At 66.1% G+C, this 22,531-nt stretch carries 21 protein-coding genes and 3 pseudogenes; 15 read left to right on the forward strand and 9 right to left on the reverse strand.

The features are described from left to right. The first annotated feature begins 96 nt into the window (after positions 1–96). From E5P3_RS32360 to E5P3_RS32395, 8 genes are all read left to right on the forward strand, one after another. Positions 97–1,290: an MFS transporter gene (locus E5P3_RS32360; protein WP_269474020.1), complete on the forward strand. Its 1,194-nt coding sequence runs from the start codon at positions 97–99 to the stop codon at positions 1,288–1,290. An 86-nt stretch (positions 1,291–1,376) separates the two neighbouring features. Beyond that, on the forward strand, positions 1,377–2,225 hold the full coding sequence (locus E5P3_RS32365; RefSeq protein ID WP_162590287.1) for a dihydroorotate dehydrogenase electron transfer subunit: 849 nt from the start codon (positions 1,377–1,379) through the stop codon (positions 2,223–2,225). Then, complete coding sequence (locus E5P3_RS32370; RefSeq protein WP_162590150.1) at positions 2,218–3,168, forward strand: dihydroorotate dehydrogenase; 951 nt, start codon at positions 2,218–2,220, stop codon at positions 3,166–3,168. The genes E5P3_RS32365 and E5P3_RS32370 overlap by 8 nt, the downstream gene beginning before the upstream one ends. A 2-nt stretch (positions 3,169–3,170) precedes the next feature. Continuing rightward, positions 3,171–4,427 carry a Zn-dependent hydrolase gene (locus E5P3_RS32375; protein WP_162590151.1) on the forward strand — a complete coding sequence of 419 codons (1,257 nt, stop codon included), beginning with the start codon at positions 3,171–3,173 and terminating at the stop codon, positions 4,425–4,427. A 10-nt stretch (positions 4,428–4,437) separates the two neighbouring features. Then, the gene (gene pyrC, locus E5P3_RS32380) at positions 4,438–5,499 is read left to right on the forward strand and encodes a dihydroorotase (RefSeq protein ID WP_162590152.1); all 1,062 of its coding nucleotides are present in this window, start codon (positions 4,438–4,440) and stop codon (positions 5,497–5,499) included. 109 nt (positions 5,500–5,608) lie between these two features. After that, a complete protein-coding gene (locus E5P3_RS32385; RefSeq protein ID WP_162590288.1) occupies positions 5,609–6,514 on the forward strand; it encodes a helix-turn-helix domain-containing protein in 906 nt (301 codons plus the stop codon). 16 nt (positions 6,515–6,530) lie between these two features. Further along, positions 6,531–7,223, forward strand: coding sequence for an orotate phosphoribosyltransferase (locus E5P3_RS32390; protein WP_232073574.1), 693 nt, complete (start codon positions 6,531–6,533; stop codon positions 7,221–7,223). A 12-nt stretch (positions 7,224–7,235) separates the two neighbouring features. After that, complete coding sequence (locus E5P3_RS32395; protein WP_162590153.1) at positions 7,236–7,562, forward strand: hypothetical protein; 327 nt, start codon at positions 7,236–7,238, stop codon at positions 7,560–7,562. Between the two features lie 59 nt (positions 7,563–7,621). Here the strand turns inward: E5P3_RS32395 and E5P3_RS36565 are convergent. The 4 genes and pseudogenes from E5P3_RS36565 to E5P3_RS32415 all read right to left on the reverse strand — a co-directional run bounded on the left by E5P3_RS36565 (position 7,622) and on the right by E5P3_RS32415 (position 11,965). Next, positions 7,622–8,670, reverse strand: a pseudogene (locus E5P3_RS36565) (Bug family tripartite tricarboxylate transporter substrate binding protein). Then, on the reverse strand, positions 8,625–9,596 hold the full coding sequence (locus E5P3_RS32405; RefSeq protein WP_162590154.1) for a PDR/VanB family oxidoreductase: 972 nt from the start codon (positions 9,594–9,596) through the stop codon (positions 8,625–8,627). The pseudogene E5P3_RS36565 and the gene E5P3_RS32405 overlap by 46 nt, the downstream one beginning before the upstream one ends. A 24-nt stretch (positions 9,597–9,620) precedes the next feature. Next, positions 9,621–11,159 carry a molybdopterin-containing oxidoreductase family protein gene (locus tag E5P3_RS32410; protein ID WP_162590155.1) on the reverse strand — a complete coding sequence of 513 codons (1,539 nt, stop codon included), beginning with the start codon at positions 11,157–11,159 and terminating at the stop codon, positions 9,621–9,623. Continuing rightward, a complete protein-coding gene (locus tag E5P3_RS32415; RefSeq protein ID WP_162590156.1) occupies positions 11,042–11,965 on the reverse strand; it encodes a molybdopterin-dependent oxidoreductase in 924 nt (307 codons plus the stop codon). The genes E5P3_RS32410 and E5P3_RS32415 overlap by 118 nt, the downstream gene beginning before the upstream one ends. Positions 11,966–12,058: 93 nt before the next feature. Here E5P3_RS32415 and E5P3_RS32420 point away from each other — a divergent pair, with 93 nt between their 5' ends. Continuing rightward, on the forward strand, positions 12,059–12,724 hold the full coding sequence (locus E5P3_RS32420; protein ID WP_162590157.1) for a GntR family transcriptional regulator: 666 nt from the start codon (positions 12,059–12,061) through the stop codon (positions 12,722–12,724). Between the two features lie 10 nt (positions 12,725–12,734). Further along, positions 12,735–13,295: a DNA-binding protein gene (locus E5P3_RS32425; RefSeq protein WP_162590158.1), complete on the forward strand. Its 561-nt coding sequence runs from the start codon at positions 12,735–12,737 to the stop codon at positions 13,293–13,295. Here E5P3_RS32425 and E5P3_RS32430 read toward each other — a convergent pair. The 5 genes and pseudogenes from E5P3_RS32430 to E5P3_RS32450 form a co-directional block, all read right to left on the reverse strand. Next, positions 13,267–13,539, reverse strand: coding sequence for a hypothetical protein (locus tag E5P3_RS32430; protein WP_232073577.1), 273 nt, complete (start codon positions 13,537–13,539; stop codon positions 13,267–13,269). The two genes, E5P3_RS32425 and E5P3_RS32430, sit on opposite strands and share 29 nt — an antisense overlap. Before the next feature lie 386 nt (positions 13,540–13,925). Next, positions 13,926–14,960, reverse strand: a pseudogene (locus E5P3_RS32435) (IS110 family transposase). A gap of 69 nt (positions 14,961–15,029) precedes the next feature. After that, positions 15,030–15,395 (reverse strand): hypothetical protein, encoded by a 366-nt coding sequence (locus E5P3_RS32440; RefSeq protein WP_162590160.1) that lies wholly within the window; start codon positions 15,393–15,395, stop codon positions 15,030–15,032. A 226-nt stretch (positions 15,396–15,621) separates the two neighbouring features. Beyond that, positions 15,622–16,188, reverse strand: a pseudogene (locus tag E5P3_RS32445) (phosphotransferase); the annotation flags it as partial. A gap of 67 nt (positions 16,189–16,255) precedes the next feature. After that, positions 16,256–16,555, reverse strand: coding sequence for a phosphatase PAP2 family protein (locus tag E5P3_RS32450; RefSeq protein ID WP_162590162.1), 300 nt, complete (start codon positions 16,553–16,555; stop codon positions 16,256–16,258). Positions 16,556–17,241: 686 nt separating this feature from the next. Between E5P3_RS32450 and E5P3_RS32455 the strand changes: the two genes are divergently transcribed. From E5P3_RS32455 to E5P3_RS32475, 5 genes are all read left to right on the forward strand, one after another. Next, a complete protein-coding gene (locus tag E5P3_RS32455) occupies positions 17,242–18,957 on the forward strand; it encodes an ArnT family glycosyltransferase (RefSeq protein ID WP_162590163.1) in 1,716 nt (571 codons plus the stop codon). After that, positions 18,954–19,343 (forward strand): DMT family transporter, encoded by a 390-nt coding sequence (locus tag E5P3_RS32460; protein ID WP_162590164.1) that lies wholly within the window; start codon positions 18,954–18,956, stop codon positions 19,341–19,343. Before E5P3_RS32455 ends, E5P3_RS32460 begins: the two co-directional genes overlap by 4 nt. A 91-nt stretch (positions 19,344–19,434) precedes the next feature. Further along, entirely contained in the window at positions 19,435–20,565 is a 1,131-nt protein-coding gene (locus E5P3_RS32465) for a DegT/DnrJ/EryC1/StrS family aminotransferase (RefSeq protein WP_162590165.1), read from the forward strand. Between the two features lie 18 nt (positions 20,566–20,583). Then, entirely contained in the window at positions 20,584–21,567 is a 984-nt protein-coding gene (locus E5P3_RS32470; protein WP_162590290.1) for a glycosyltransferase, read from the forward strand. Continuing rightward, on the forward strand, positions 21,564–22,523 hold the full coding sequence (locus E5P3_RS32475) for a formyltransferase (RefSeq protein WP_162590166.1): 960 nt from the start codon (positions 21,564–21,566) through the stop codon (positions 22,521–22,523). Before E5P3_RS32470 ends, E5P3_RS32475 begins: the two co-directional genes overlap by 4 nt. Positions 22,524–22,531: the final 8 nt, after the last annotated feature.

Here is a 22,531-nt window from a genome sequence, read left to right on the forward strand (position 1 = left end):
AGCGCAGGAGCTGCGCCCCGCCAAGGAGACAAAGACGTGGAAGCAAGAGTGATCCCTGCGACCGGCGCCGCACACGGCGCAGCAGAGAAGGACAAAGTGACCGGCTACGGCTGGAAGGCCCTTGCCGGGTCCGCAATCGGCTACGCCATGGACGGCTTCGACCTGCTGATCCTGGGCTTCATGCTCACGGCGATCTCGGCCGACCTGCACCTCACGCCGGGTCAGGCGGGATCCCTGGTCACGTGGACGCTGGTCGGCGCGGTGGCCGGCGGCATCATCTTCGGGTCGCTCAGCGACCATTACGGTCGTATCCGCGTATTGACCTGGACGATCATGCTGTTCGCCGTCTTCACGGGCCTGTGCGCCTTCGCGCAAGGATATTGGGACTTGCTGGCCTACAGAACCATTGCTGGCATCGGCCTGGGCGGTGAGTTCGGCATCGGCATGGCGCTCGCCGCGGAGGCTTGGCCTGCGAAGCACCGCGCCCGCGTCTCCTCCTACGTCGCGCTCGGCTGGCAGACCGGCGTGCTGGGCGCCGCGCTGCTGACGCCGCTGCTCTTGCCGCACATCGGTTGGCGCGGCATGTTTCTGGTGGGTGTCGTTCCGGCTATCGTGGCTTGGGTCATCCGCAACAAGCTGCACGAACCCGAAGTGTTCGTTCGAAAGGCCAAGGCCAAGGGCTCCAAGACAAAGGCCTTCAAGCTGCTCGTCAAGGACGCTCGCACCACCCGCACCAGCTTCGGCATCATGATCCTGTGCGCGGTCCAGAACTTCGGCTACTACGGCATCATGATCTGGATGCCCAGCTTTCTCGCCAGCAAGCTCGGCTTCAGCCTGACCAAGTCAGCCATGTGGACTTCGGTCACCATTCTCGGGATGATGGCCGGCATCTTCGTCTTCGGCCAACTTGCGGACCGCATCGGTCGAAGGCCCAGCTTCCTGCTGTTCCAGGCTGGGGCCGTTGCGATGGTGCTGACCTATGCGCAGCTCTCCGATCCGGTCGCGATGCTTTGGGCTGGCGCCGTCCTCGGAATGTTTGTCAACGGCATGCTCGGCGGCTACGGCGCCTTGATATCGGAAGCTTATCCCACCGAAGCTCGCGCTACAGCGCAGAACGTGCTCTTCAACATCGGCCGGGGAGTCGGTGGTTTCGGACCGGTCGTGATCGGAGCGCTGGCCACCGCCTACTCGTTCCAGACCGCGATCGCCTTGTTGGCGGCGATCTACGTGCTGGACATGATCGCCACGCTGTTCCTGATTCCCGAACTCAAGGACAAGGAGCTGGAGTGACGCCGCACGCTGCTTGCGGCGGCATGTCGGCCGCCGCTCCCACCCTCGCCTCTTCCTGCTCCAAGCCCTCGCAGCCGGGACAAGCCATGAACGCCGCCTCCTGTTTCCAGCGCAATGCCGAAAGCGTCGCCTCGCATCGATGCGACGTCGCCGAGCACCGCTGGGTCAACAATCGCTACAAGTACCTGCGCCTGAGCGCCAAGGCCGACCTCGCCGGCACCACCAAGGCCGGCCAGTTCTACCAGCTCAAGTGCCCTGGCACCAGCGATCTGCAGCCCTTTCTGCTGCGCCCCATGAGCGTCTACGGCGTTGGGCCGGAGGCCGGCACGATCGAGTTTCTCTACAACGTGACCGGCCTCGGCACCCATGCGCTGTCCCGGCTCGAGGTGGGCGACTCCATGGACATCGTCGGTCCTCTCGGGAACACCTTCGTGCTGGAAGCCGGCTGCCAACGCATCCTGGTGGTGGCGCGTGGAGTCGGCCTGGCGACGATGGCGCCCTTGTTGCAGCACGCTGCGCGCGCTGGTATCCAGATCACCGCGATCATGTCGGCGCGGGCGCCGAAGGATCTCATGCAAGACGAGTTCCTGCGCGGCGTAGAGGCCGAGGTGCACTGCGTCTACGACAGCGACGGCACTTCCTCGGTGGAGGCGGTTGACGCGCTGGTGCGCCGCCTGCTCGACACCGAGCACCATGACGTCGTCTACACCTGCGGCTCCCACCGCCTCCTCATGCTGCTGCAGCGCTTGCTCGAGGACTATCCAGGCACCCGCGGCGAAGTTGCCATGGAGCAGCGCATGGCCTGCGGAATGGGCGTGTGCCTGTCCTGTGTGCGCCTGTTCCACTCTGGCGGCGACAAGCAATTCCTTCGGGTCTGCCGCGAGGGCCCGGTGTTCCCCATCCGCGACGTCGTCGGGGAGGTGGAATTTGGCTGACCTCAACGTCAAGATCGGCGAACTGAGTCTTCGCAACCCGGTGATGCCCGCCTCGGGCTGCTTCGCTATCGAATACAGCGAGGCGCTGGACCTTCGCAACCTGGGTGCGCTCGTGATCAAGAGCGTGTCGCCTAAGCGCCGCGCCGGCAATCCGACACCACGCGTGAGCGAGACCTGCAGCGGCATGCTCAACTCGATCGGCATCCCAAGCAAGGGGCTGCAGTACTACCGGCAATCCGTGCTGCCGCCCTATACGCAGTTCGACACTCCGGTGGTGGTCTCCATTTCTGCCGACACTGTCGACGAATTCGCTGAAGCCATTGCCGAGATGTCGCTGCCGGAGGTGGCAGTGATCGAGGCCAACATCTCGTGCCCCAACCTCGAGGCAGACGGCATGGCCTTCGCGATGACCCCCGAGACCACCTACAAAGTCGTGAGCGCAATGCGCCGCCGAACAGATCATCCGCTCTGGGCCAAGCTCACGCCCAACGCCTCGCACATTGCAGTTGTCGCCAAGGCCGCCGAAGAGGCTGGAGCAGACGCACTGGTGATGGGCAACACGGTGCTGGGCATGTCGATCGACGTGCGCACGCGCAAGCCCAAGCTCGGCAACGTGATGGGAGGCTTGTCTGGACCCGCCATCAAGCCGATTGCGGTGCGCATGGTGCATCAGTGCTACCGCAGCGTCCGGATCCCGATCATCGGCTGCGGCGGCATCTCCACTGCGGAGGATGCCGTCGAGTTCATGCTCGCCGGCGCGAGCGCCGTTCAAGTCGGCACCGCTTCCTTCCTGGATCCCGGCGCGATGCAAAAGATCATCGATGGGCTGGACACATACTGTCGTGAGATGGACGTGGAGAGCATCCGCGACCTCACGGGCCAGGTCAAGCTGGACAGGCAGCTGTCCGACCGCTGGCTCCGTTTCGCGCAGCAGTCGGGTTGATCATGAGCTTACTGGCACTCAGGCCCGCGGCCGAGAAGCTCTTCCGCGATGTGCGCGAACTGTCCTTCGACGGCATCGGCGTGACGCGCGAGAGCTATGGCCGCGGCGAGTCGGCTGCAGCCGACTACCTGCGGGGATTCGCACTGAGCGAGGGACTTTCCGTCGAGGCCGATCGCGCTGCCAACCTGGTCTTCCGCCTTCCGGACCTGCCGGCGGACGCGCCTGCCGTGTGGATGGGCTCGCACCTCGATTCGGTGCCGCAGGGCGGCAATTTCGACGGGTTGGCCGGCATCGTCGCGGGCCTCCTCTGTCTGGTCGAGCAAAGGCACAACGGCCGCGCCGGCAAGCTGCCGCTGGAGGTCATTGCCTTCCGTGGTGAAGAGAGCGCCTGGTTTGGCAAGGCCTACATGGGCTCGGGTGCCCTGCTCGGCAAGGTGAGCCAGGCAGACCTCGAGCTCAAGCGGCGCGCCACCGACGAGACCTTGGCCGACTGCATGCAGAAGTGCGGCGCTGATGTGGACGCGATCGGCGCCCAGCAAGGGCTGCTCGACAAGTCGCGCGTCAAGGCGTACCTGGAGCTGCATATCGAGCAGGGGCCGGTCATGATCGCGCGGAAGCTGCCGTTGGCTGTCGTCTCGGGCATTCGCGGCAACGTGCGCCACAACCGCATCGTCTGCCGCGGCGACGCGCAGCACTCCGGCGTCGTGCCGCGCTGGCTGCGCCATGACGCGATGTTTGCCGTCGCCGACCTCATCATGCGGCTCGACGAGCACTGGCGCGTGTTGCTTGAGCGTGGCAGCGACCTGGTCGTGACCACGGGCATCGTCTCCACCGATGCCGCAGAGCATTCGATCTCGCGCATTCCGGGGCAGGTCAACTTCAGCCTCGAAGCGCGCAGCAAGAGTACCGACACACTGGACGCTTTCTACCAGCTGATGCGTGCCGAATGCACGGCCATCAGCCGCGAGCGGGGCGTGAGCTTCGAGTTCGATCGACGCCTGCTCAGCGCGCCGGCGACGATGGACGAGAACGTCTGCAACCTGCTGTCGAAGGCCTGCAGTGCGCAAGGCACGCCATTCGAAGTGATCCCTAGCGGAGCCGGCCACGATGCGTCCCTGTTCGCCAATGCCGGCATTCCGAGCGGCATGCTCTTCGTGCGCAATCAGAACGGCTCCCACAACCCGCACGAGGCAATGGACATGGACGACTTCATGCTCGGCGTACAGGCGATGGGCCATGCCGTCGATCAGCTGTCATGAGGCTGCCATCGTGACTCAGACCTTGAGCCTGCGCCGGCCTGACGACTGGCACGTGCACTTGCGCGACGGGGAGACCATGAATGCCGTGCTCCGCTACACGACACGGCAGTTCGCCCGTGCCATCGTGATGCCCAACCTGAAGCCGCCCGTCACCACTGCCGCGCTGGCGCGCGCCTACCGCGAACGCATCATCGCGGCGCTGGAACCGGACGCGCAGTTCACGCCCCTGATGACCGCCTACCTCTGCGACAAGACCCCAGCCGACGAACTGCGCAGGGGGTTCGAAGAAGGCGTCTTCACTGCGGTCAAGTTGTACCCGGCCGGCGCGACCACGCACTCCGAGTTCGGCGTGACATCAACGGCCAAGGTCGGCAAGGCGCTCGAGGCCATGCAGGCGATCGGGATGCCCTTGCTGATCCACGGCGAAAGCACGGACCCGACAGTGGACGTCTTCGACCGCGAGGCGGTGTTCATCGAGACCGTGCTGCAACCCTTGCTGATGGAGTTCCCGGCTCTCAAGGTCGTGATGGAGCACATCACCACAGAGGAGGCTGCCGACTTCGTCTCGGCCGACACCAGCGGCCGGCTCGCTGCCACGGTGACTCCGCAGCACCTCATCTTCAGTCGCAATGCCCTGTTCACGGGAGGCATCCGGCCGCACCACTACTGCCTGCCCGTACTCAAGCGCGAGCGGCACCGGCTGGCACTGCGTCGCGCCGCAACTTCGGGAGACCCGCGCTTTTTTCTCGGTACCGATTCCGCGCCTCACCAGCGCGTGCTCAAAGAGTCGAGCTGCGGCTGCGCGGGGATCTTCAATGCACCTGGCGCTTTGCAGAGCTACCTGATGGTGTTTGACGAAGAGGGCGCTCTCGATCGCTTCGAGGCCTTCGCCAGCGTGAACGGCGCGCGCTTCTATGGTCTTCGACTCAACGAGGGCAGGATCACGCTGCAGCGGCACCCTTCAGAAGTGCCCGAGGACATCTTTCTACCAGGCGGCGGCGCGATTCATCCCTTTCTGGGTGGGACCTTCCTTCCCTGGACGCTCGTCGAGCAGGGTGCCGAGAGCTCCTGAGGCGCTTGTCCATCAACGAAACGCTCGACACAAGGCGTCAAGGTTCCCGATGCAGCATGCCCAGACTTCATCCATGGTATCTTTTTCGATCCAGCCATTGGAAAACGAGATGGACGCTGCCAATCAGACCTTCAAGTCGTCGATCGACTATTCGGCGCTGGGCGATCGCCTCCGCGCCTACCGGATCGGCGCCTCGCTGCTGGCGGAGGATGTGGCCGAGCAACTCGGCGTCTCTCGCGCGGTCGTGTATCGACTCGAAAAGGGCGAGATCGTCAAGATCGAAACCCTGGAGCGCCTGGCCCACCTGCTTGACACATCGGTGGCGTCGTTGCTGGGCGTCGAGGTCGAGTACTACTCGACGGCGCTGGGGTTGTTCGAACGCATGCGCCAATTGGAAGAGTCGTCGGACCGCATCCTCGCGCACTTCGAGCCGATCTCGCTGTTGCTGACCTCCGACGACTACCTGCCCCATCTTCGCTCCATGCTGCTCGAAGCCTCGCCGCGAGGACCCGGTAAAGGCCCCAAGGCGGCGGACATCGACAAGATGCTGCAGATCATGGCCGAGCGCAGAGCCTTCTTCGAGAAACGGCGCCCCCAGATCGTGAGCTTGATCGGCCTGCGCGAGCTCGAGCGCTTTGTGCACACCGGATTGGTCGGCCGGGTGGATTTGCCGGAAGAGGTCCGTGTCGAGCGCGTCCAGGCGGCGCGGCGCGAGGTGGACCGCATCGCGGACCTCATGGAAAGCGAACCGTTCCACGTGCAGATCGGCCTGATCGACGACGCCATGCCGGCATCCACCTTTCAGGTTTTCTCTGGCCCGAAGCACAACGTCCTGGCGGTCAGCCCGTTTCGTCTCGGCGAGCTTCCCAACGTGCGCAATGGCATTGCCACTGTCACCGCGTCGCCCGAGGCCGTCCGCATGCACGAAGAGATGATTGGCAGGCTCTGGAAGGCCGCCTACAAGGGCAAGACGGGTGCGCAGCACCTGCGCAAGCTGCTCGAACGCATTCACTAGGCTGACTGGAGACAACTTGGAATCCTTCCACGCCTCGGCGCCCGCGGCTCACGCAGTGGCGCGACACCTGATCGATTGCGGCTGTGTCGCCGTCCGCACCGACGAGCCGTTTCGCTTGCCTTCGGGCTGGGCCAGTCCTGTCTACATGGATGCACGGCGTCTCATCTCGTTCCCGCGGGAGCGCCGTGACGTGGTCGCGCATGGCATCGGATTGCTCGAGCGACAGGGCTGCCTGGAGGGGCTCGCATCCGTTGCCGCAGGCGAGGCGAGCGGCATCGCACTGGGCGCCTGGATCGCGCAAGCGCTCGACGTGCCGCTTCAATACGTTCGCAAGCGCCCGGTTGGGCAAAGCCAGATAGAAGGCGAGATTCGCCCGGGCGACAAGGTGCTGCTCGTCGACGACATGATGGCAGCAGGTCATTCCAAGGCACGGTTCGGCAAAGCGTTGACGGCGGTAGGTGCGAAAGTCGAGGACGTGTTCGTGGTGTTCGACTACGGCACATTCCCCACCGCAGAGTTGCTTTCGCCGTTGGGTTTGACGGTGCACGCATTGGCCACATGGCACGACGTACTCGCGGTCGCGTGCGAGCGCGGCGACTTCTCGGACCGTGCGCTCAAAGAGCTGCAGGATTTTCTGCACGAACCGCCTGCATGGTCGCAAGCGCACGGCGGGCTCGGTGCTGCTGCACCAGTCTTCTCGACAACGTAGGAAAGGGAACTCATGGATTTCAAGGACATCGCGCAGCGCTTCGAGCGCGCGGAATCGGGGACCGACGCGTTCAAGGCGTTCTACAAAGAGGCCTTTCAGCTCATGAAGACCGATCCGGAGAACGCCAGCTTGTATTTCGTCGTCGGCATTGCGGCGCAATCGTACGTGCGCACATACGAGGACCAGGGCGTCGCGGCCGAGTTCGCGGACCGCGCCAAGGCCACGCTTGTCGGCTTCAACGCGAAGCTCATTGAAGCTCTGGCTTCGGAGCCGGCGATGAGGCTAAAGCTGCTCAGCGAAGTCGCCACCGACTACGAGTGGCACGTGGCAGACTTCTAAGCACCTAGCACGAGGTCCACTTGGCGCGCCCCTCCCCGGACAGGGCAGCGCTGCATCGCTCAGTCCGGCTTGATGCCGGCGTCCTTGATCGTCCTGGCCCAGCGCAGCGTGTCTCGCTTCACGAGCGCGTCGAGATCTCCCGGCGACAGGTAGTGCAGTTCGATGCCGGCTGAAGTCGCCCGTTCCTTCATCTGCGGCGACTCCAGTGCTGTCTTGATGGCGGCACTCAGCTTCTTCACGTTGCCGGCATCCATTGCCGATGGCCCGAAGATCCCGACCCAGGCATCGAGGTCGAGGTCTTTCAGGCCAGCCTCGGTCGTGGTGGGTACATTGGGAAGCGACGGATGGCGCTGCGGGCCCGTGATGGCGAGTGCCCTCAACTTGCCAGACTGGATGAATGACACCACCGATGGCGGCGTCGCAACGAAGATCTGTACCCGGCCCGCCAGCAAGTCCTGCACCACCTGCCCGGACCCGCGGTAGGGAATGTGCACGATGCTGGTCTGGGTGAGACTCTTCAGCATCTCGGTCGCAATGTGGGAGGTGGAGCCATTGCCTTGGGACGCGTAGCTCAGTTTTCCCGGGTTGGCGCGAAGATGCAGGATGAGTTCCTGCAGGGAGTTCGCGGGAACGCTCGGATGCACGACAACGACATGCGGGCCGAGCTCACCAGCGCGATGGGCGTGTAATCGTTTTGCGACCACGGCAAGCTCGCGAAGAGACTTGGGTTCCCGACGTGGAACGCCGACAGAGATCCGAGCAGCGTGTAGCCATCGGCCTTCGATCGTGCAACGTACTGATAGGCGACATTGCCGCTGCCGCCTGCTCGGTTGTCGACCAGGACCGCCTGGCCCAACGCCGGCGCGATCGCGTCCGCCAGTAGCCGAACGGATGTGTCGACGATTCCCCCTGGCGGGTTTGGAACGACGATCGAGATGGCCTTGCCGGGATAGCCCTGTGCATTGGCGGCGTGCGCAAGACAAGCCGAAAGACAAAGAGCCGCGATCCTTCGGAGTAGATCGAGTGACTTCATCGTGGAATATCCAGGTGGGGTTGGAAGGATCAGAGATTGAGGACAAGGCGCGGAGAACAGCTGCGGGAGACGCATGGAAGGATGCGATTGCCTGCCGCGCGTTCGTCCGCGGTGAGGAAGGAATCGCGGTGTTCCGGCCGACCTTCGAGCACCTCCGTCATGCAGGTTCCGCAATGGCCCTCCTCGCACGAGGTTTCGATATGCACGCCATTGGCGCGCAGCGCCTGCACGATGCTCTCGGTGGGCTGCACGTGAAAAGTAACGCCGGAAGCGGCGGCGCAGACTTCGAACGCCGTTTCGCCAGCGGCCGCCGGCGCTTCAATGCGTGCCGCGTCCGCTCCGAAGTACTCGAATCGAACATTGGCGATGGGCCAGTCCGCGGTCGACTGTCGCACGAGTTCCATGAATGGGCGTGGCCCGCAGAGATACAGATATGTCTGCGGAGCGGGCGCACGCGCGATGGACGCGATGATGTCCCCAAGCTCATCCGGCGCGTGCCCCAGGTGATACCGGACCGATGGAGCGAGAGAGCTGGTCTGCAGGCGATCCCGGAACGCCACGTGCTCGGTCGATTGCGCGAAGTAGTGCAGCTCGACATCCTTGCCGGTCCGGATCAGCTGCATCGCCATGCACAGCAGCGGCGTGATGCCGATCCCGCCCGCCAGAAGAATGAAGCGCTGACCTTCCGGTGCGATCGGGAAATGATTCCTCGGCGAACCGATCGAGAGCACATCGCCCTCTTGGAGGTCGGCGTGCATGAACAGCGACCCGCCCCGGGACTTCGGATCGCGCTTCACGCCGATGAGGTAGTGGTTCTCCTCGTAAGGCGTGCACAGAGAGTACTGCCGCACCTCGCCACCCCCGACGTCGACATCGATGTGTGCGCCGGGTTCGTACTGCGGTAGCGTCTGCGGCTCCAGGGGCACCAGTTCGAAGGAGGCGATGTCGATGGCTTCGGCGCTCTTGCGCCGTACTCTGACTTGGATGAGGGGTGATTGCATGAGGTTTGTTCGGCTGGATTGGATTTAGGCTGTGGGCGGATCGGGCGCGATTTCGCAGATGTAGGACCGGTGCGGCGCCGATCCGCTGATGGGATCGAGATCCCCATCGTCGATGAGCAGGTTGAAGTTCGAGCCGTGGGCGGAAAGCGGCGCGTGTCCCGGGAGGTTCAACGGATCGTTGGCTTCCCACCACCCGTACTGCGCGCAGACCACGCGCGGGTCCAGGCCCGGGTCGAGCGTCGCATTGAAACGAACCGAGCCCGTGGGTGTGCTGACCCGCACCCACGTGCCCGCCTTGATGCCGCGCGCGAGTGCAGCCGACGGATGCAGGGCGACCAGCGGCTCGGGCGCCTTGCTGCGAAGCGAGGCGATCTGCCGGTGCTGGCTGTGGCAGTACTGAGGCAGCTTGGCGGAGGTCAGCACCAGCGGATAGCGCGCTGCGGCTTCCTGCTGCCGCAATCGCGGCAACGGCGCCACGTAGACCGGGAGCGGGTCGTAGTGGTGCCGGTGAAGGTGCTCCGAGTAGATCTCGATCTTCCCTGTGTCGGTCGCGAACCTGAACCCCGGCGCACAGTGCTTCTGGTACTGCATCTCCAGCGGATAGCGGACGCCGCCCGGGTTCTGTCTCAGGTCTTCGAGACTGATCCCCAGCGGCTGCAGGATGTAGCGCATGCCATCGTCGATGCTGCCGTTCCAGAACATGTCGGCGAGTCCCAGCCGCTTGGCGAGTTCGAAGACGACCCAGGCATCGGATCGGCTCTCGCCGGCCGCCTGCACCATCTGCGGTCGCAACTGGACGAGTTCTTCAGCCGCCTGAGTCACCTCGAATCCCACCCGCAGCGCCTCGCGTTCCCAAGGCGTGCTGATGGGGAGCACCACATCGGCGTACCGCGCCGTGGGGGTCAGGGTCACGTCGGCGTGCGCGAAGAATTCGAGCTTCTGCAGGGCCTGCTCGCCTCGAAGGGGGTTCGCGTGCGCCAGCACCAGGTTGGCGCCGAAGCCGACGACGCCGCGGATCGCGTAGGGCTCTTCGCCGAGGATGGCGCGATACAGCGCGTCGCTCCCGATGCAGCCCTGCGCGGCCGGCCCGATCGGCAGGTCGCCGATGCCGACGCACTTCTTCAGTTGTTCCTTCGACAGCAGTTCCTTGCCCGAGGCCTTTCTGGCGGGCGGGTGCGCGAAGTCGACGTTTCCGCCCGGGGCGTCGAAGCTACCCGTCAACGCGTAGAGGAGCGCGATGGCCCGGTCGGTCTGCGTCGCATTCGTGTGCTGACCGACCCCCGACCAGGCGTAGTAGCTCACCGGTCGATTCGAGAACAGCAACTGCGCCGTCTCGCGCACCTGCTGAGCGGGCACCCAGCACAGCGCTTCGGCGCGCTCGGGGGGATATTCGCTGCACAGCTCGGCGTACGTCTGGAAGGCCGGCTTGCAATTCACCGTTCCGGTCAGCGTCCTGATGGCTCGTGCGCCGAACAGGGCGAGGGCCCCGCTGTGCTCGTCGTAGGCACCAGTGCCTGGGTCATACACGACGAGCGCGCCCGTGTCCTCATCGATCGCGACCAATCGCTCCGATTCGACGCTCGCGAGATCGCGCCCGTGTCTTCCCGCACCAGCAGCGGCCCGTTGGAAAAGTCGCGAATGAAGGCGTGGTCGTACCAGCCATTGCGGATCATTTCGCCGGCGATCGACAGCGCCAGTGCGCCGTCCGAACCAGGCCGCACGCGCAACCACTGATGCGCCCGCATGGCGAACCCTGCTTTGCGCGGGTCGACGACGACGATCTTCGCGCCGCGTGCGAAGGCCTCGGTGACGCCCGTCGCGTGATCCAGCCAGGTGGCCGAGGGGTTGTGGCCCCACAGCACGATGCACTGCGTGTTCGAAAAATCCGGTGAGGCGATGCCTCTGCCGAACGTGAACGCGTGGGCCACATCCTTGTGCCAATTGCAGATCTCGGTGCCACGACAGAGGTTCGGGCTGCCGAAGGCATTGACCAGTCTTTCGATCCAGGTGACGCCATCCGACAGGGGTGATCCACTGGGCGAGGTGATCGCGAAGGACACCGCCTCCGCTCCGTGCTTGTCGCGGATGCGCCCGATCGAGGTGGAGATCAGGTCCAGCGCTTCTTCCCACGACGCCTGCCGCCAGGCCGGATCGGGCGCGTCCTTGGGCGCAGTCCGGATGAGCGGGTGGAGCAGTCGCTGCGGATTCGCCACCATCTCCGGCGCCGCCCGGCCCTTGACGCACAGGGCCTTGCCCGTCGGGTGATTGGGGTTCGGCTCATGGGCGGTCAGGATGCCGTCTTCGACAACGCTGATCGATCCGCATCTGGAGCGGCAGAGAGCGCAAAACCCGGGGATCTTTTCGACCATAGTAGTAGCTGTCGATGTTCGCGGCAGATCTGCCGCCGAACCTAATAATATATAATCTGTGTGCAGTATATATAATCCTCGCAAAGGCGCAAGATGAATGAAGCCAGCGCGCAAGCGGGCGCCAAATCGGTCTATGAAGTTCTGCGGTCGGAGATCGCCGTGGCCGCGCTGGGACCCGGGGTCGCACTGAAGCAGGACCACTTGGCGGCCCGCTTCGGTGTCAGTCACGTGCCGATTCGCGAGGCGCTCTCCCGCCTCGTGGCCGAAGGACTCGCCATCTCCCGCCCGAACAAGGGGACTTCGGTGTCATCGCTGAGCGCGGCTGCAGCCGCCGAGCTCGTGGAACTCCGCTGGCTTCTCGAGGGCCGCCTCATCGAACTTGCGGTGCCCAATCTGTCGCGCGCGGACATCGGCCGCGCATCGGAGTTGCTGGACCAGTTGGAGCAGGCCGCCGGTATCGAGGACATCGTCCGGCTCAACCACGCCTTTCATACCGCGCTGTATGCCAAAGCGGATCGGCCCGTCCTGCTGCAAACGGTGGAATCAGCCCGGCTCAACCTGGGCCGATACCTGTACCTGCCGTGGCGATCGAAAGGCAACGTGGATCGCTCGGAAGCCGAGCACCGAAAGCTGCTGAAGCTGTGTCTGGCGGGTGATGCCGCGCGAGCCAAAGCGCTGGTGATCGAACACGTCGTCGGCACCGGCCATCGGATCGTGGACACCATCAACGAAGAGCTTGCGCGAAGCGCGGACAACTAGGCGAGGGCCGATGGCAATCGTGGGCGTTATGGGCTCGGGGGTTGACGAATGGGCGGCGCTGGCGACGCCCGTGGGCGTTCTGATCGCCAACAGCCATCACGATCTGCTGACGGGTGCAGGCCGGGGCGTCATGACCTCCGTGGCACGTGCCTTCTGCAGCGTGCCCGGAAGGTGGGGCCGGTCGATCGGCATCGTGCCCACGCAGGAGGACGGCGCTGGTGGGTTTGTTGCCCTGCAGGGCTACCCCAATCCCTTCGTGGATCTGCCGATCCTGACGCCGTTGCCGCGCAAAGATCCACGCTCGCCGCCAGGAACGCTCACACGCAATCACGTCAACGTCCTGAGCAGCGATGTCTTGATCGCCTTGCCGGGCCGCGCCGGTACGTGGGATGAGATTGCACTGTGCCTTCGCTTTCGCAAGCCCCTAGTGTGTTTCGGCGAGGCCGCGGCGTTCGCTGTCGACACGCCGGGCCTCGTGACGACGACCTCGCTGGAAGATGTTGCGGCGTTCCTGAGCGCTCACCTTGCGCCCCGAGCCCCACCTATCGAGCCGCTCCATCCGCATGGATGAGCTCGCGCATCAGCGCAGCGATGAATGCCGCGAGCGCCTGCGCCCCATCCGGCCCCACGCCAGGCGGACTCCCGAAGCTGACCCTCGCGACCAGATCGCGGTAGCGTGGCAGCATCACCTGCAACGTTGCAGCGATGCGCTCCTTGTTGCGTGCCCTTCGGTACAACCGCGTGAGCGGATGCCGCTGTGCATCCGCCGAAATGACGTTGCTCACCAGCGCGGGCACGAACCGCGTTTCAGGCACCAGGCCGACTGTAGCCGGTCGCGGTCTTCGGGGGGGGCCTCGAAGCGGGCGTTAGCTGGTCAGCTCCGAAGCCCGCGCTCGTGCAAAACTGGACGGACGTGACGTAGTTCCGCTTCTCTGATCGGGCCCGTTTGTCAACAGCGGGCTGTCTTTGTGTTGTGGGCATTGTGCTGGAATCGTCTCGGTGCAGGTCACGCTTCTCTACGCAGTCGGATCCGGGCCTTCCGGCACGGCGCTGCACGCATTGGTCAGACGCAGCAGAGAGCCACGCTTTTGGACGCGCTTTCATGCGCAGCAGACATTTGCGGTTCATCCGGACCATCGTCCACACCTTGACGAATCTCTTCACAACAACCATTCAGCAGGGGTTGGTCTCGCTCAGCTATTCATGCGACAGTCTCCTGAGCACCCCAGCGGAACACCGTGCCATCGACCCACATGCGATGCAGGATGATGGCGAGCTTGCGTGCGACGGCAATCACCGCGCGACGATGACCTCGCGTCTTGGCCAGCCGTATGCCCCAGGCCTTCAGCGATGACCACTGTTCGTTGCGCGTGAGCAGCGAGTGCGCCGCCACGTAGAGCGCGGAGCGAACATCGGCGTCGCCGGCGCGCGAGATGTGCCCTGGGTTGTCGCTCTCCCCAGACTGGAAGCGCCTGGGCGTGAGCCCGGAGTGCGCGGCCACGGTGCGAGAAGACGTGAACCGACCCGGGTCGTCCACGCCCGCCTTGAACGACAAGGCGGTGACGGGGCCTACACCGGGCACCGACATGAGCAGCTTGCAGACCGGATCGGCCTCACCAACGCCTTGATCGCGTTGTCGAGCTTCAGGCAGGTCTTGTAGAGCACCGTCCTGGCGTCGAGCAATGGATTTAGCGCGCACGCCAGCATCTCGTCCGCGGCGAAGGTCTGTCGCACCTGGGCGTCGAAGCTGCCATGGCCCACGCGAGGCGGCAGGCAGATCCCGAACACCCCCCGCAGCAGTCCGCGCAGCTCATTCTCCAGGTCCCGCACTTCTTCAGGATCGCCTTGAGGCTGGCCAGCAGTGCTCGCACGCGATGGCTGTGCATGCTCTTGACGCGCACATCGCTGTACCAGCCGGTGCGCAGGATCCGTGCGATGCCGCGCGCGTCGTTGCGGTCGGTCTTGTTGCGCATGGCGGCCAAGGTGTTCTTGACCTGCCTGGCTTCCATGCAGATCACCTCGAAGCCGGCGGCCTGCAAGCCGTAGGCAAGGAACGGGTCAAGGTGCCCGCTTCCAGGCCGACGGACTTCACGTCGGCGCTGAAGCTGCTCAAGCACTGAGCGATCGCCGCCGGCTGAGCTGCCGTCTTGGCTTCGCGGCACACCTCGCCATGCTCATCGACGATGCAGATCGAGACGGAGCGCAGCGACACATCGATTCCGGTGAAGTACGTCATTCGAGCTCTCCTTCGTAAAGGGACTTCGAGTCTAGAGAGACAGCTCCGCGAGGCACTGGGCCCGCCCGATCACCGATGCTTTTGGCCGCATTCTGACCCATTGCCACGCAGCTCAGCGCAAGACCAAAGTGTCATCGACCAAGTCGAACGCTCGCCGTTCACCGCCGTAATCGTCCCCTCAAATAGAAGGTCGAGCTTGTGCTCTGGGTCCCAGTGCGGGTTGACGTATACGCTTGCGACGAGGTCGGCGTCCACCACGAGGGCGACTGAATCCACCTCGCCCATCACCTGGTCTCTAGCCAGACCCGCAGGAACGTCCCAGAAGTTGAGCCATTCATTGGCTTCGGCATACCGGTAGTGCGCATAGATGAGGTCCAGGATGTGCTCGGCGTGCTGCTTCGCATATTCAGCGAGCCTCGACGCCAGTTCAAGCATTGCCGCGCTCGGTCGCCCGCCCGACGGCATCTGGAGCTCGACAGACATGTCGCCGATAGCGGTGTGAACAACCGGATTCGATAACCAAGGGCTCATGGCGCTAGGGAAGAAAGGTGGTTTTGAGCGAGATTCTGAGCGAGGTCGGAAGGTCCGGTATTGGCCGGCCCGGACCTGCCGTTCGACTTCTCCGGAAGCGGTCGTCGAACCAACTGATCAACAAGCCGATTCAGGCCAATAAATCGAGGCAGCGGAGGTCCTCCACCGCGTGCTGAATGCGCGTGAGCTGCGGCCACCAGACGTAAGCCGACATGGTCCGAGCAAATCGCGCGATCGGCGTGCGCATGTGCATAAGCACCGCAAGCCTGTAGTCCTCTTGAAGCGCCTCGCGCGAATAGCCGGTCACGCCGGAAGCGGCGAGCGCTGCGTGATAGCGGTCCAGCAACGGCATCTCGAAGCGCTGGCGTACGCCACGGTCCCATTGCACAGCCATCATGTATGCGAGGTCCCAGACGCCAACCCCCAAATGCCAGCCATCCCAATCGATGAGCTTCGGCGCGTGAGCTGCGCTGTCTCGAGGCAGCATCCAGTTCCAAACGTGCGCATCCCCATGAATGAGCGTCTTCCCCTGAAGTCGCTCGGCCCGTTCGACGAGCGCCGGAAAGCCACGCAGGAAGCGCGCATAGGCACCAGACTCGACAGCAGCGCGTTGAGGTTGGCGCCTTCGTTGAAGTAGGGGATGCCGCAGGAGATGCTGCTGCCGGCCGGCCGGTTGACGCGCTGCTCGCGCACCGGCCCGCCGGCGCTGCTCGGCCCGCTGCTTGCGAGCTCCACCGCAGCACGCGGAGCCTTCAGCAGGCTGTTCAGCTGGCGCTCACCTCAAGGGGCCCGGCGGGCCGGGGCGGGCCGGCCATTGCGCGACGGCCCAGACCGTCGCGCGCAATCAACGGCGCCACATGGCGCCGCACCAGGTGCCGCAGGTCCACGAACAGGCCCGCCAGCGCCAGAGCCAGCAGCAGGCCGGCCAGGATGTCGCCCGGGAAGTGGACGCCGACGTGGATGCGTCCCCAGCCGGTGAGGACGGCGATTGCGAAGATCGCCGCGCCCGCGCCGCGCAGCGCCGGTCGCGCCAGGCAGCGCGACCGTGAACATGACCGCCGCATGCGCGCTCGGCAGCGAGCCGCGCGCGCCGTGGGCGATGTAGGCCGGGCTCAAGCCCAGCATGAAGGGGCGCGGCAGGTTCAGCGCGGCCGCGATGGAATGGGCGAGCAGCGCTGCGAGGACCGCGAAACCCAGGACGGCCATCAGGTAGCTGCGCTGCGAAGGCTGCCGCCAGGCGATCCAGCCCAGCAGGGCCGCGCTGAGCCAGGGGCCGCCGAGCGCGATGGCGGCGGCCCCGGCCACCAGCCAGGGGCGGGGTTCGAAGCCCGCGGCCAGTGAAAAAGAAGCAGGTCGAGTGCCTTCATGCGGGAAGGCGGCCAGGTCGCGCGATCGGTCGCATGGCGGCGACTCTATGGCGCGCCGATGAAGCCAAGCTGAACGGTGCTTTCAGCTTTGGCAACGTCCTGCCGCTGCCCTCCTTAGGTGGCCAGCGTCGCGATCTCGGCCGCGCTCAAAGCGCCAAAGCGCCGCTGTGGGCCGGCCTTCTGTGTCACGCGGATCAATTCGGAAAAGGCCCTTGTGGGCATCATCACGCCCCCGCGACGCCACAAGGTGGCTAGGCGCTCCCACTCCGCGGCGCGTACGTGCACCCTGTAATGCCGCCGCACCAGGGTCCATTCACGTTCGGTTCAGCTGCGTGCGGCAACGTCGGCAGCTGTTCTCCCGGACCCCTTGGTTCCTCAGACCGATGAAGACAGTCGCCAGCCGGCGCCAAGACCACCCCGCCATTGCGCTGGCGCCCGGTCCCTGCACGATGCCGCATGCCGCGGCACGCTCTCGTGCCCTCGCCGCCTGGGCCGCGGCGGCGCTGCTGCTGCTCGGCCTGATCTGGTTCGGCACGCTGGGCACCCGCTCGCTCATCCACCCCGACGAAGGGCGCTACGCCAGCCTGGCGCTGGAGATGGCGCGCAGCGGCGACTGGGTCACTCCGCGCCTGAACGGCCTGCTCTACTTCGAGAAGCCGGCACTGCCGTACTGGATCGGGGCGCTGTCCTTCCTGGGCTTCGGCGTGTCCGAGTTCTCGGCACGCCTGTGGCCGGGCCTGGCGGGCTTCCTGACGCTGCTGGTGGTCGGGTTCACCGCCGCGCGCCTCTGGGGCCGCAAGACCGGGGTCCGGGCGCTGGCGATCGCGGCCTCCATGACCTGGATCCAGGTCAACAGCCACTTCCTCACCCTCGATGCGGGGCTGACGCTGTTCCTCACGCTGGCGCTGTGCGCCGTGCTGCTGGCGAACAACGGCCAACCGGACGCGCGCCAGCGCCGCCGCTGGATCTGGCTCGCCTGGGCGGCCATGGCCGCCGCCGTGCTGAGCAAGGGGCTGGTCGGCATCGTCATCCCCGGCGCGGTGCTGGTGCTGGTCAGCCTGTGGCGGCGCGACGCGTCCTTGTGGCGGGGCCTGCACTGGACCTCGGGGCTGCTCATCTTCCTGGCCATCACGGCGCCCTGGTTCGTGCTGGTGTCGCTGCGCAATCCCGGCTTCGCGAGCTTCTTCTTCATCCACGAGCATTTCGCGCGCTACCTGACCGAGGTGCACCAGCGCGAAGGCGCCTGGTGGTACTACCTGCCCTTCGTGCTGGTCGGCATGCTGCCCTGGACCGGCGCCCTGCCCTGGCTGCTGCGCAAGAACCGCGCCGAGGCCGGAATCGCCCCCCGCCATCTGCTGGCGACCTGGTGCGTCTTCGTGCTCCTCTTCTTCAGCGCGTCGGGCTCCAAGCTGCCGTCGTACATCCTGCCCATGTTCCCGGCGCTGGCCCTGCTGGTCGCGATGCAGCTGCGGGACGTGCAGGCAGACACCCTGCGCCGGCACCTGTTGCTGCCGGCGCTGGTCTGGGGGTTCGCGGCGCTCGCCTCCACGCAGAGCGGCCGCTTCGTCTCGATCCTGTCGCCGGCAGAAGTCCTGGCACCGCTGGCCTCGGCACTGCGCATCGGTGCCGCGGTCATGCTGGCCGGCCTCGCGATTGGCTGGTGGTGCCTGGGGCGACGCCGCATCACTGCTGCGGTGCTGAGCGTGGCGCTCAGCCAGGTGACGGCCACTGCCGTGGTGCTTCAGGCCCACAATGGCTACGGCCAGCTCAAGAGCGCGGCGGCGATCGCGGCCGTCCTGCAGCCGCTCATCACGCCGCAAACCCCCGTCTTTTGCGTGCGCGCCTATGACCAGACCCTGCCCTTCTATCTCCAGCGCGACGTGGTGCTGGTGGACTACGAGGACGAGTTCGCCCTCGGCCAGCAGCACGAGCCCGCGCGGTCGATCTCGACACTCGACGGGTTCGTCGCGCGCTGGAATTCCCTCCCCCATGCGGCGGCCTACATGAGCGTTTTCGCCTGGGTCGAGTTGCACCAGCGCGGCCTGCCGATGCGCATCGTGTTCCAGGACCCGCGGCGCGTCGTCGTCGTCAAGCCATGAAGGCACTCGACTTCTTCTGGGTGCTCGGCGGCGTGCTGCTCAACGCGGCGGCCCAGCTGCTGCTGAAGGCCGGCGCCAACAGCAGCGGCGAGATCGTGCTGTCGGCCGGGGCGCCCGCCCTCTGGCGCACCGCGCTGGGGCTGGCGCAGCACCCCGGCATCCTGGGCGGGCTGGCCTGCTATGCCGTGAGCGTGCTGGTGTGGATCGTCGCGCTGTCGCGCGTCGACGTGAGCATCGCCTATCCCATGCTCTCGATCGGCTACGTCGTCAACGCGGCGCTGGCCTGGTGGCTCTTCGGCGAGGCCGTCAACACGCAACGCTGGCTGGGCATCGGCGTCATCGTCATCGGCGTGCTGCTGGTGGCGAACAGCGGAAGCCGCTCATGAGCGCCGCCCGGTCGCCCGAAAGGGCTCGCACCCTCTTTCAGAAGGGCGTGCGCGAAGTACACGAAGAGACGAGCCTGGCGGAGGTTGCCTTATGACTCCGACGCCCTTCCTGCCCTTCACCCGCCCCTTCATCGATGAGCGCACCATTGCCGAGGTGGGCGAGGTGCTGCGCTCGGGCTGGATCACCACCGGCCCGCGCTGCCAGGAGCTCGAGACCGCCTTGTCGAAACGCCTGGACGGCCGGCCGGTGCGGCTGGTCAACTCGGGCACCGCGGCGCTGGAGCTCGCGCTGCGGCTGTGCGACATCGGCCCGGGCGACGAGGTCATCACCACGCCACTGAGCTGGGTGGCGACGGCCAACGTCGTGCTAGCGGTCGGCGCGACCCCGGTCTTCGTCGACGCGGAGGCTCGCACCCGCAACATCGACCTCAGCCGGATGGAGCGCGCCATCACCGCGCGCACGCGGGCGGTGATCCCGGTCGACCTGGCCGGCCTGCCGGTCGATCGCGACCGGCTCGACGCCATGGCCCGGCGGCACGGGCTGCGGGTGATCGAGGACGCCGCGCAGTCCTTCGGCGCCCGCTGGGGCGGCCGCGAGATCGGCAGCTTCGGCGACCTGGTGTCGTTCAGCTTCCATGCCAACAAGAACCTCACCACCGCCGAGGGCGGCTGCCTGGTGCTCAACAACGAGGTGGAAGCCCGCCGCTTCGAGAAGCTGCGGCTGCAGGGCGTGACCCGCCTGCCCGACGGGACCATGGACGTGGAGGATTGGGGCAGCAAGGCCAACCTGACCGACGTGGCGGCCGCCATCGGGCTCGGACAGCTGCGCCGGATCGACGAATTCACAGCGCGGCGGCGCGCCCTGGCCGAGCGCTACTTCACGCGCTGGGACCGCTCGCTGGGCTTCGAGCTGCCTCCCGAAGACGCCGCCCAGCACAGCAACTGGCACATGTTCCAGCCGCTGCTGCCGCGCCGGCTCGCGCCGCGCCGCGGCGACTTCATCGCCGCGATGCGCGAGCAGGGCATAGGCGTCGGTGTGCACTACCCGGCCATGCACCTGTTCTCGCTGTTCTGCAAGCGCGGCCATGGCCCCGGCGACTTCCCGGTCGCCGAGGACATCAGTACGCGCACCGTCACCCTGCCCCTGTTCCCGGCCATGGCCGATGCTGACGTGGACCGCGTATGCCGCGCGGTCGCCGCCACGGTCGCGGCGCTGCGCTGAGCGAGATCCACGATGAAGATGAATGATGCCCCCTCCCTCGCGAGCGCCCCGCCGCTCGACCAGCCTCAGGGACCCGCCCTCAGCGTCGTGATCCCGGTCTACAACGAGGAGGCCGGGCTGACCGCCCTCTTCGAACGCCTGTACCCGGCCCTCGACGCGCTGGCCCTCGACTACGAGATCGTCTTCATCGACGACGGCAGTCGCGACCGCTCGGCCGCGCTGCTGGCCGGGCAGTTTGAGCGCCGGCCCGACGTCACCCGCGTGATCCTGCTGAACGGCAACTTCGGCCAGCACCGCGCGATCCTCGCCGGCTTCGAGCACTGCCGCGGCGCGCGCGTGGTGACGCTCGACGCCGACCTGCAGAACCCGCCCGAGGACATCGGCTTGCTGATCGAGGCGATGGCCCGCGGGCACGACTACGTGGGCTCGATCCGCCGCGACCGACAGGACGCCGCTTGGCGCCGCTGGGCCTCGCGCGCGATGAACGGCCTGCGCCAGCGCCTGACCGGCATCGTCATGACCGACCACGGCTGCATGATGCGCGCCTACAGCCGCGACATCGTCCGGCTGATCAACCAGTGCAACGAGATGAACACCTTCGTCCCCGCGCTGGCCTACCAGTTCTCGAAGAACCCGACCGAGGTGGTGGTCGGCCACGAGGCCCGACATGCGGGCGAATCCAAGTACTCGCTCTACAGCCTGATCCGGCTCAACTTCGACCTGGTCACCGGCTTCTCGGTGGTGCCGCTGCAGGCTTTCTCGATGCTGGGCATCGTCATCTCGCTGCTGTCCGGCGCACTGTTCGTCCTGCTGGCCGCGCGCCGCCTGGTGCTCGGCCCCGAGGAGGGCGGCCTGTTCACCCTGTTCGCGCTGCTGTTCCTGCTGGTCGGGCTCGCGCTGTTCGGCATCGGCCTGCTCGGCGAGTACGTCGGCCGCATCTACCAGGAAGTGCGGGCGCGGCCACGCTACCAAGTCAGTGCGATCCTGGAGCGCGAGCGGTGAGCGGCGACCGCAGTCGCCCGGCGCGCGCAATCGTCTTCGCGTACCACGACGTGGGCGTGCGCTGCCTGCGCGTGCTGCTCGATGCAGGCGTCGAGGTCCCGCTGGTCGTCACCCATGCCGACGCACCGGGCGAGACGATCTGGTTCCGCAACGTCGCGGCCGTCGCAGCCGAGCATGGGCTGCGCTGCGTCACGCCGGAAGACCCGCACGACCCGGCGCTGCTGGCCGTCGCGCGCGCGGCCGAGCCGGACTTCCTGTTCTCGTTCTACTACCGGCAGATGCTCAAGCCGGACTGGCTACAGCTGCCGCGACGCGGCGCCTACAACATGCACGGCTCGCTGCTGCCGCGCTACCGCGGCAGGGCCCCGGTGAACTGGGCCGTGATCCACGGCGAGCGCGAGACCGGCGCCACCCTGCACCGAATGAACGAGAAGCCCGACAACGGCCCGATCGTCGACCAGTTCGCGGTGCCCATCCTGTCCGACGACACGGCACACGAGGTGTTCGGCAAGGTCACGGTGGCGGCCGAGATCGTGCTCGCGCGCAGCCTGCCCGGGCTGCTCGACGGCAGCGCGGCGGAACGGTCCCAGGACCTCTCGCAGGGCCGCTACTTCGGCGGGCGCAGACCGGAAGACGGGCGCATTCCCGCCGACGCGGGCGCGCGCCAGATCCACGACCTGGTGCGCGCGCTGGCGCCGCCTTATCCGTGCGCCTTTCTGTGCATCGGTGGCGCGCGATTCTTTATCGAGAGGACGCTGCACGCACCGGCGCCTCCCGATGCTCCCGGCAGCGGGCTGCGGATCCTGAGCGATGGCTTCGACCTGTGGCTCATCGCGGCTGACGGCGCAGCGCTGCGCGTGCTCGCCGCACGACGCGATGGAGACGCCACTGCCCTGAGCGCCCGCGGCTTCGTAGCCCTGTTTCCCAGCCGCTGGATCGCAGTTGACGACGATTGATCCTGCTT

Source organism: Variovorax sp. RA8 (assembly GCF_901827175.1).
Classification (GTDB): Bacteria; Pseudomonadota; Gammaproteobacteria; order Burkholderiales; family Burkholderiaceae_C; genus Variovorax.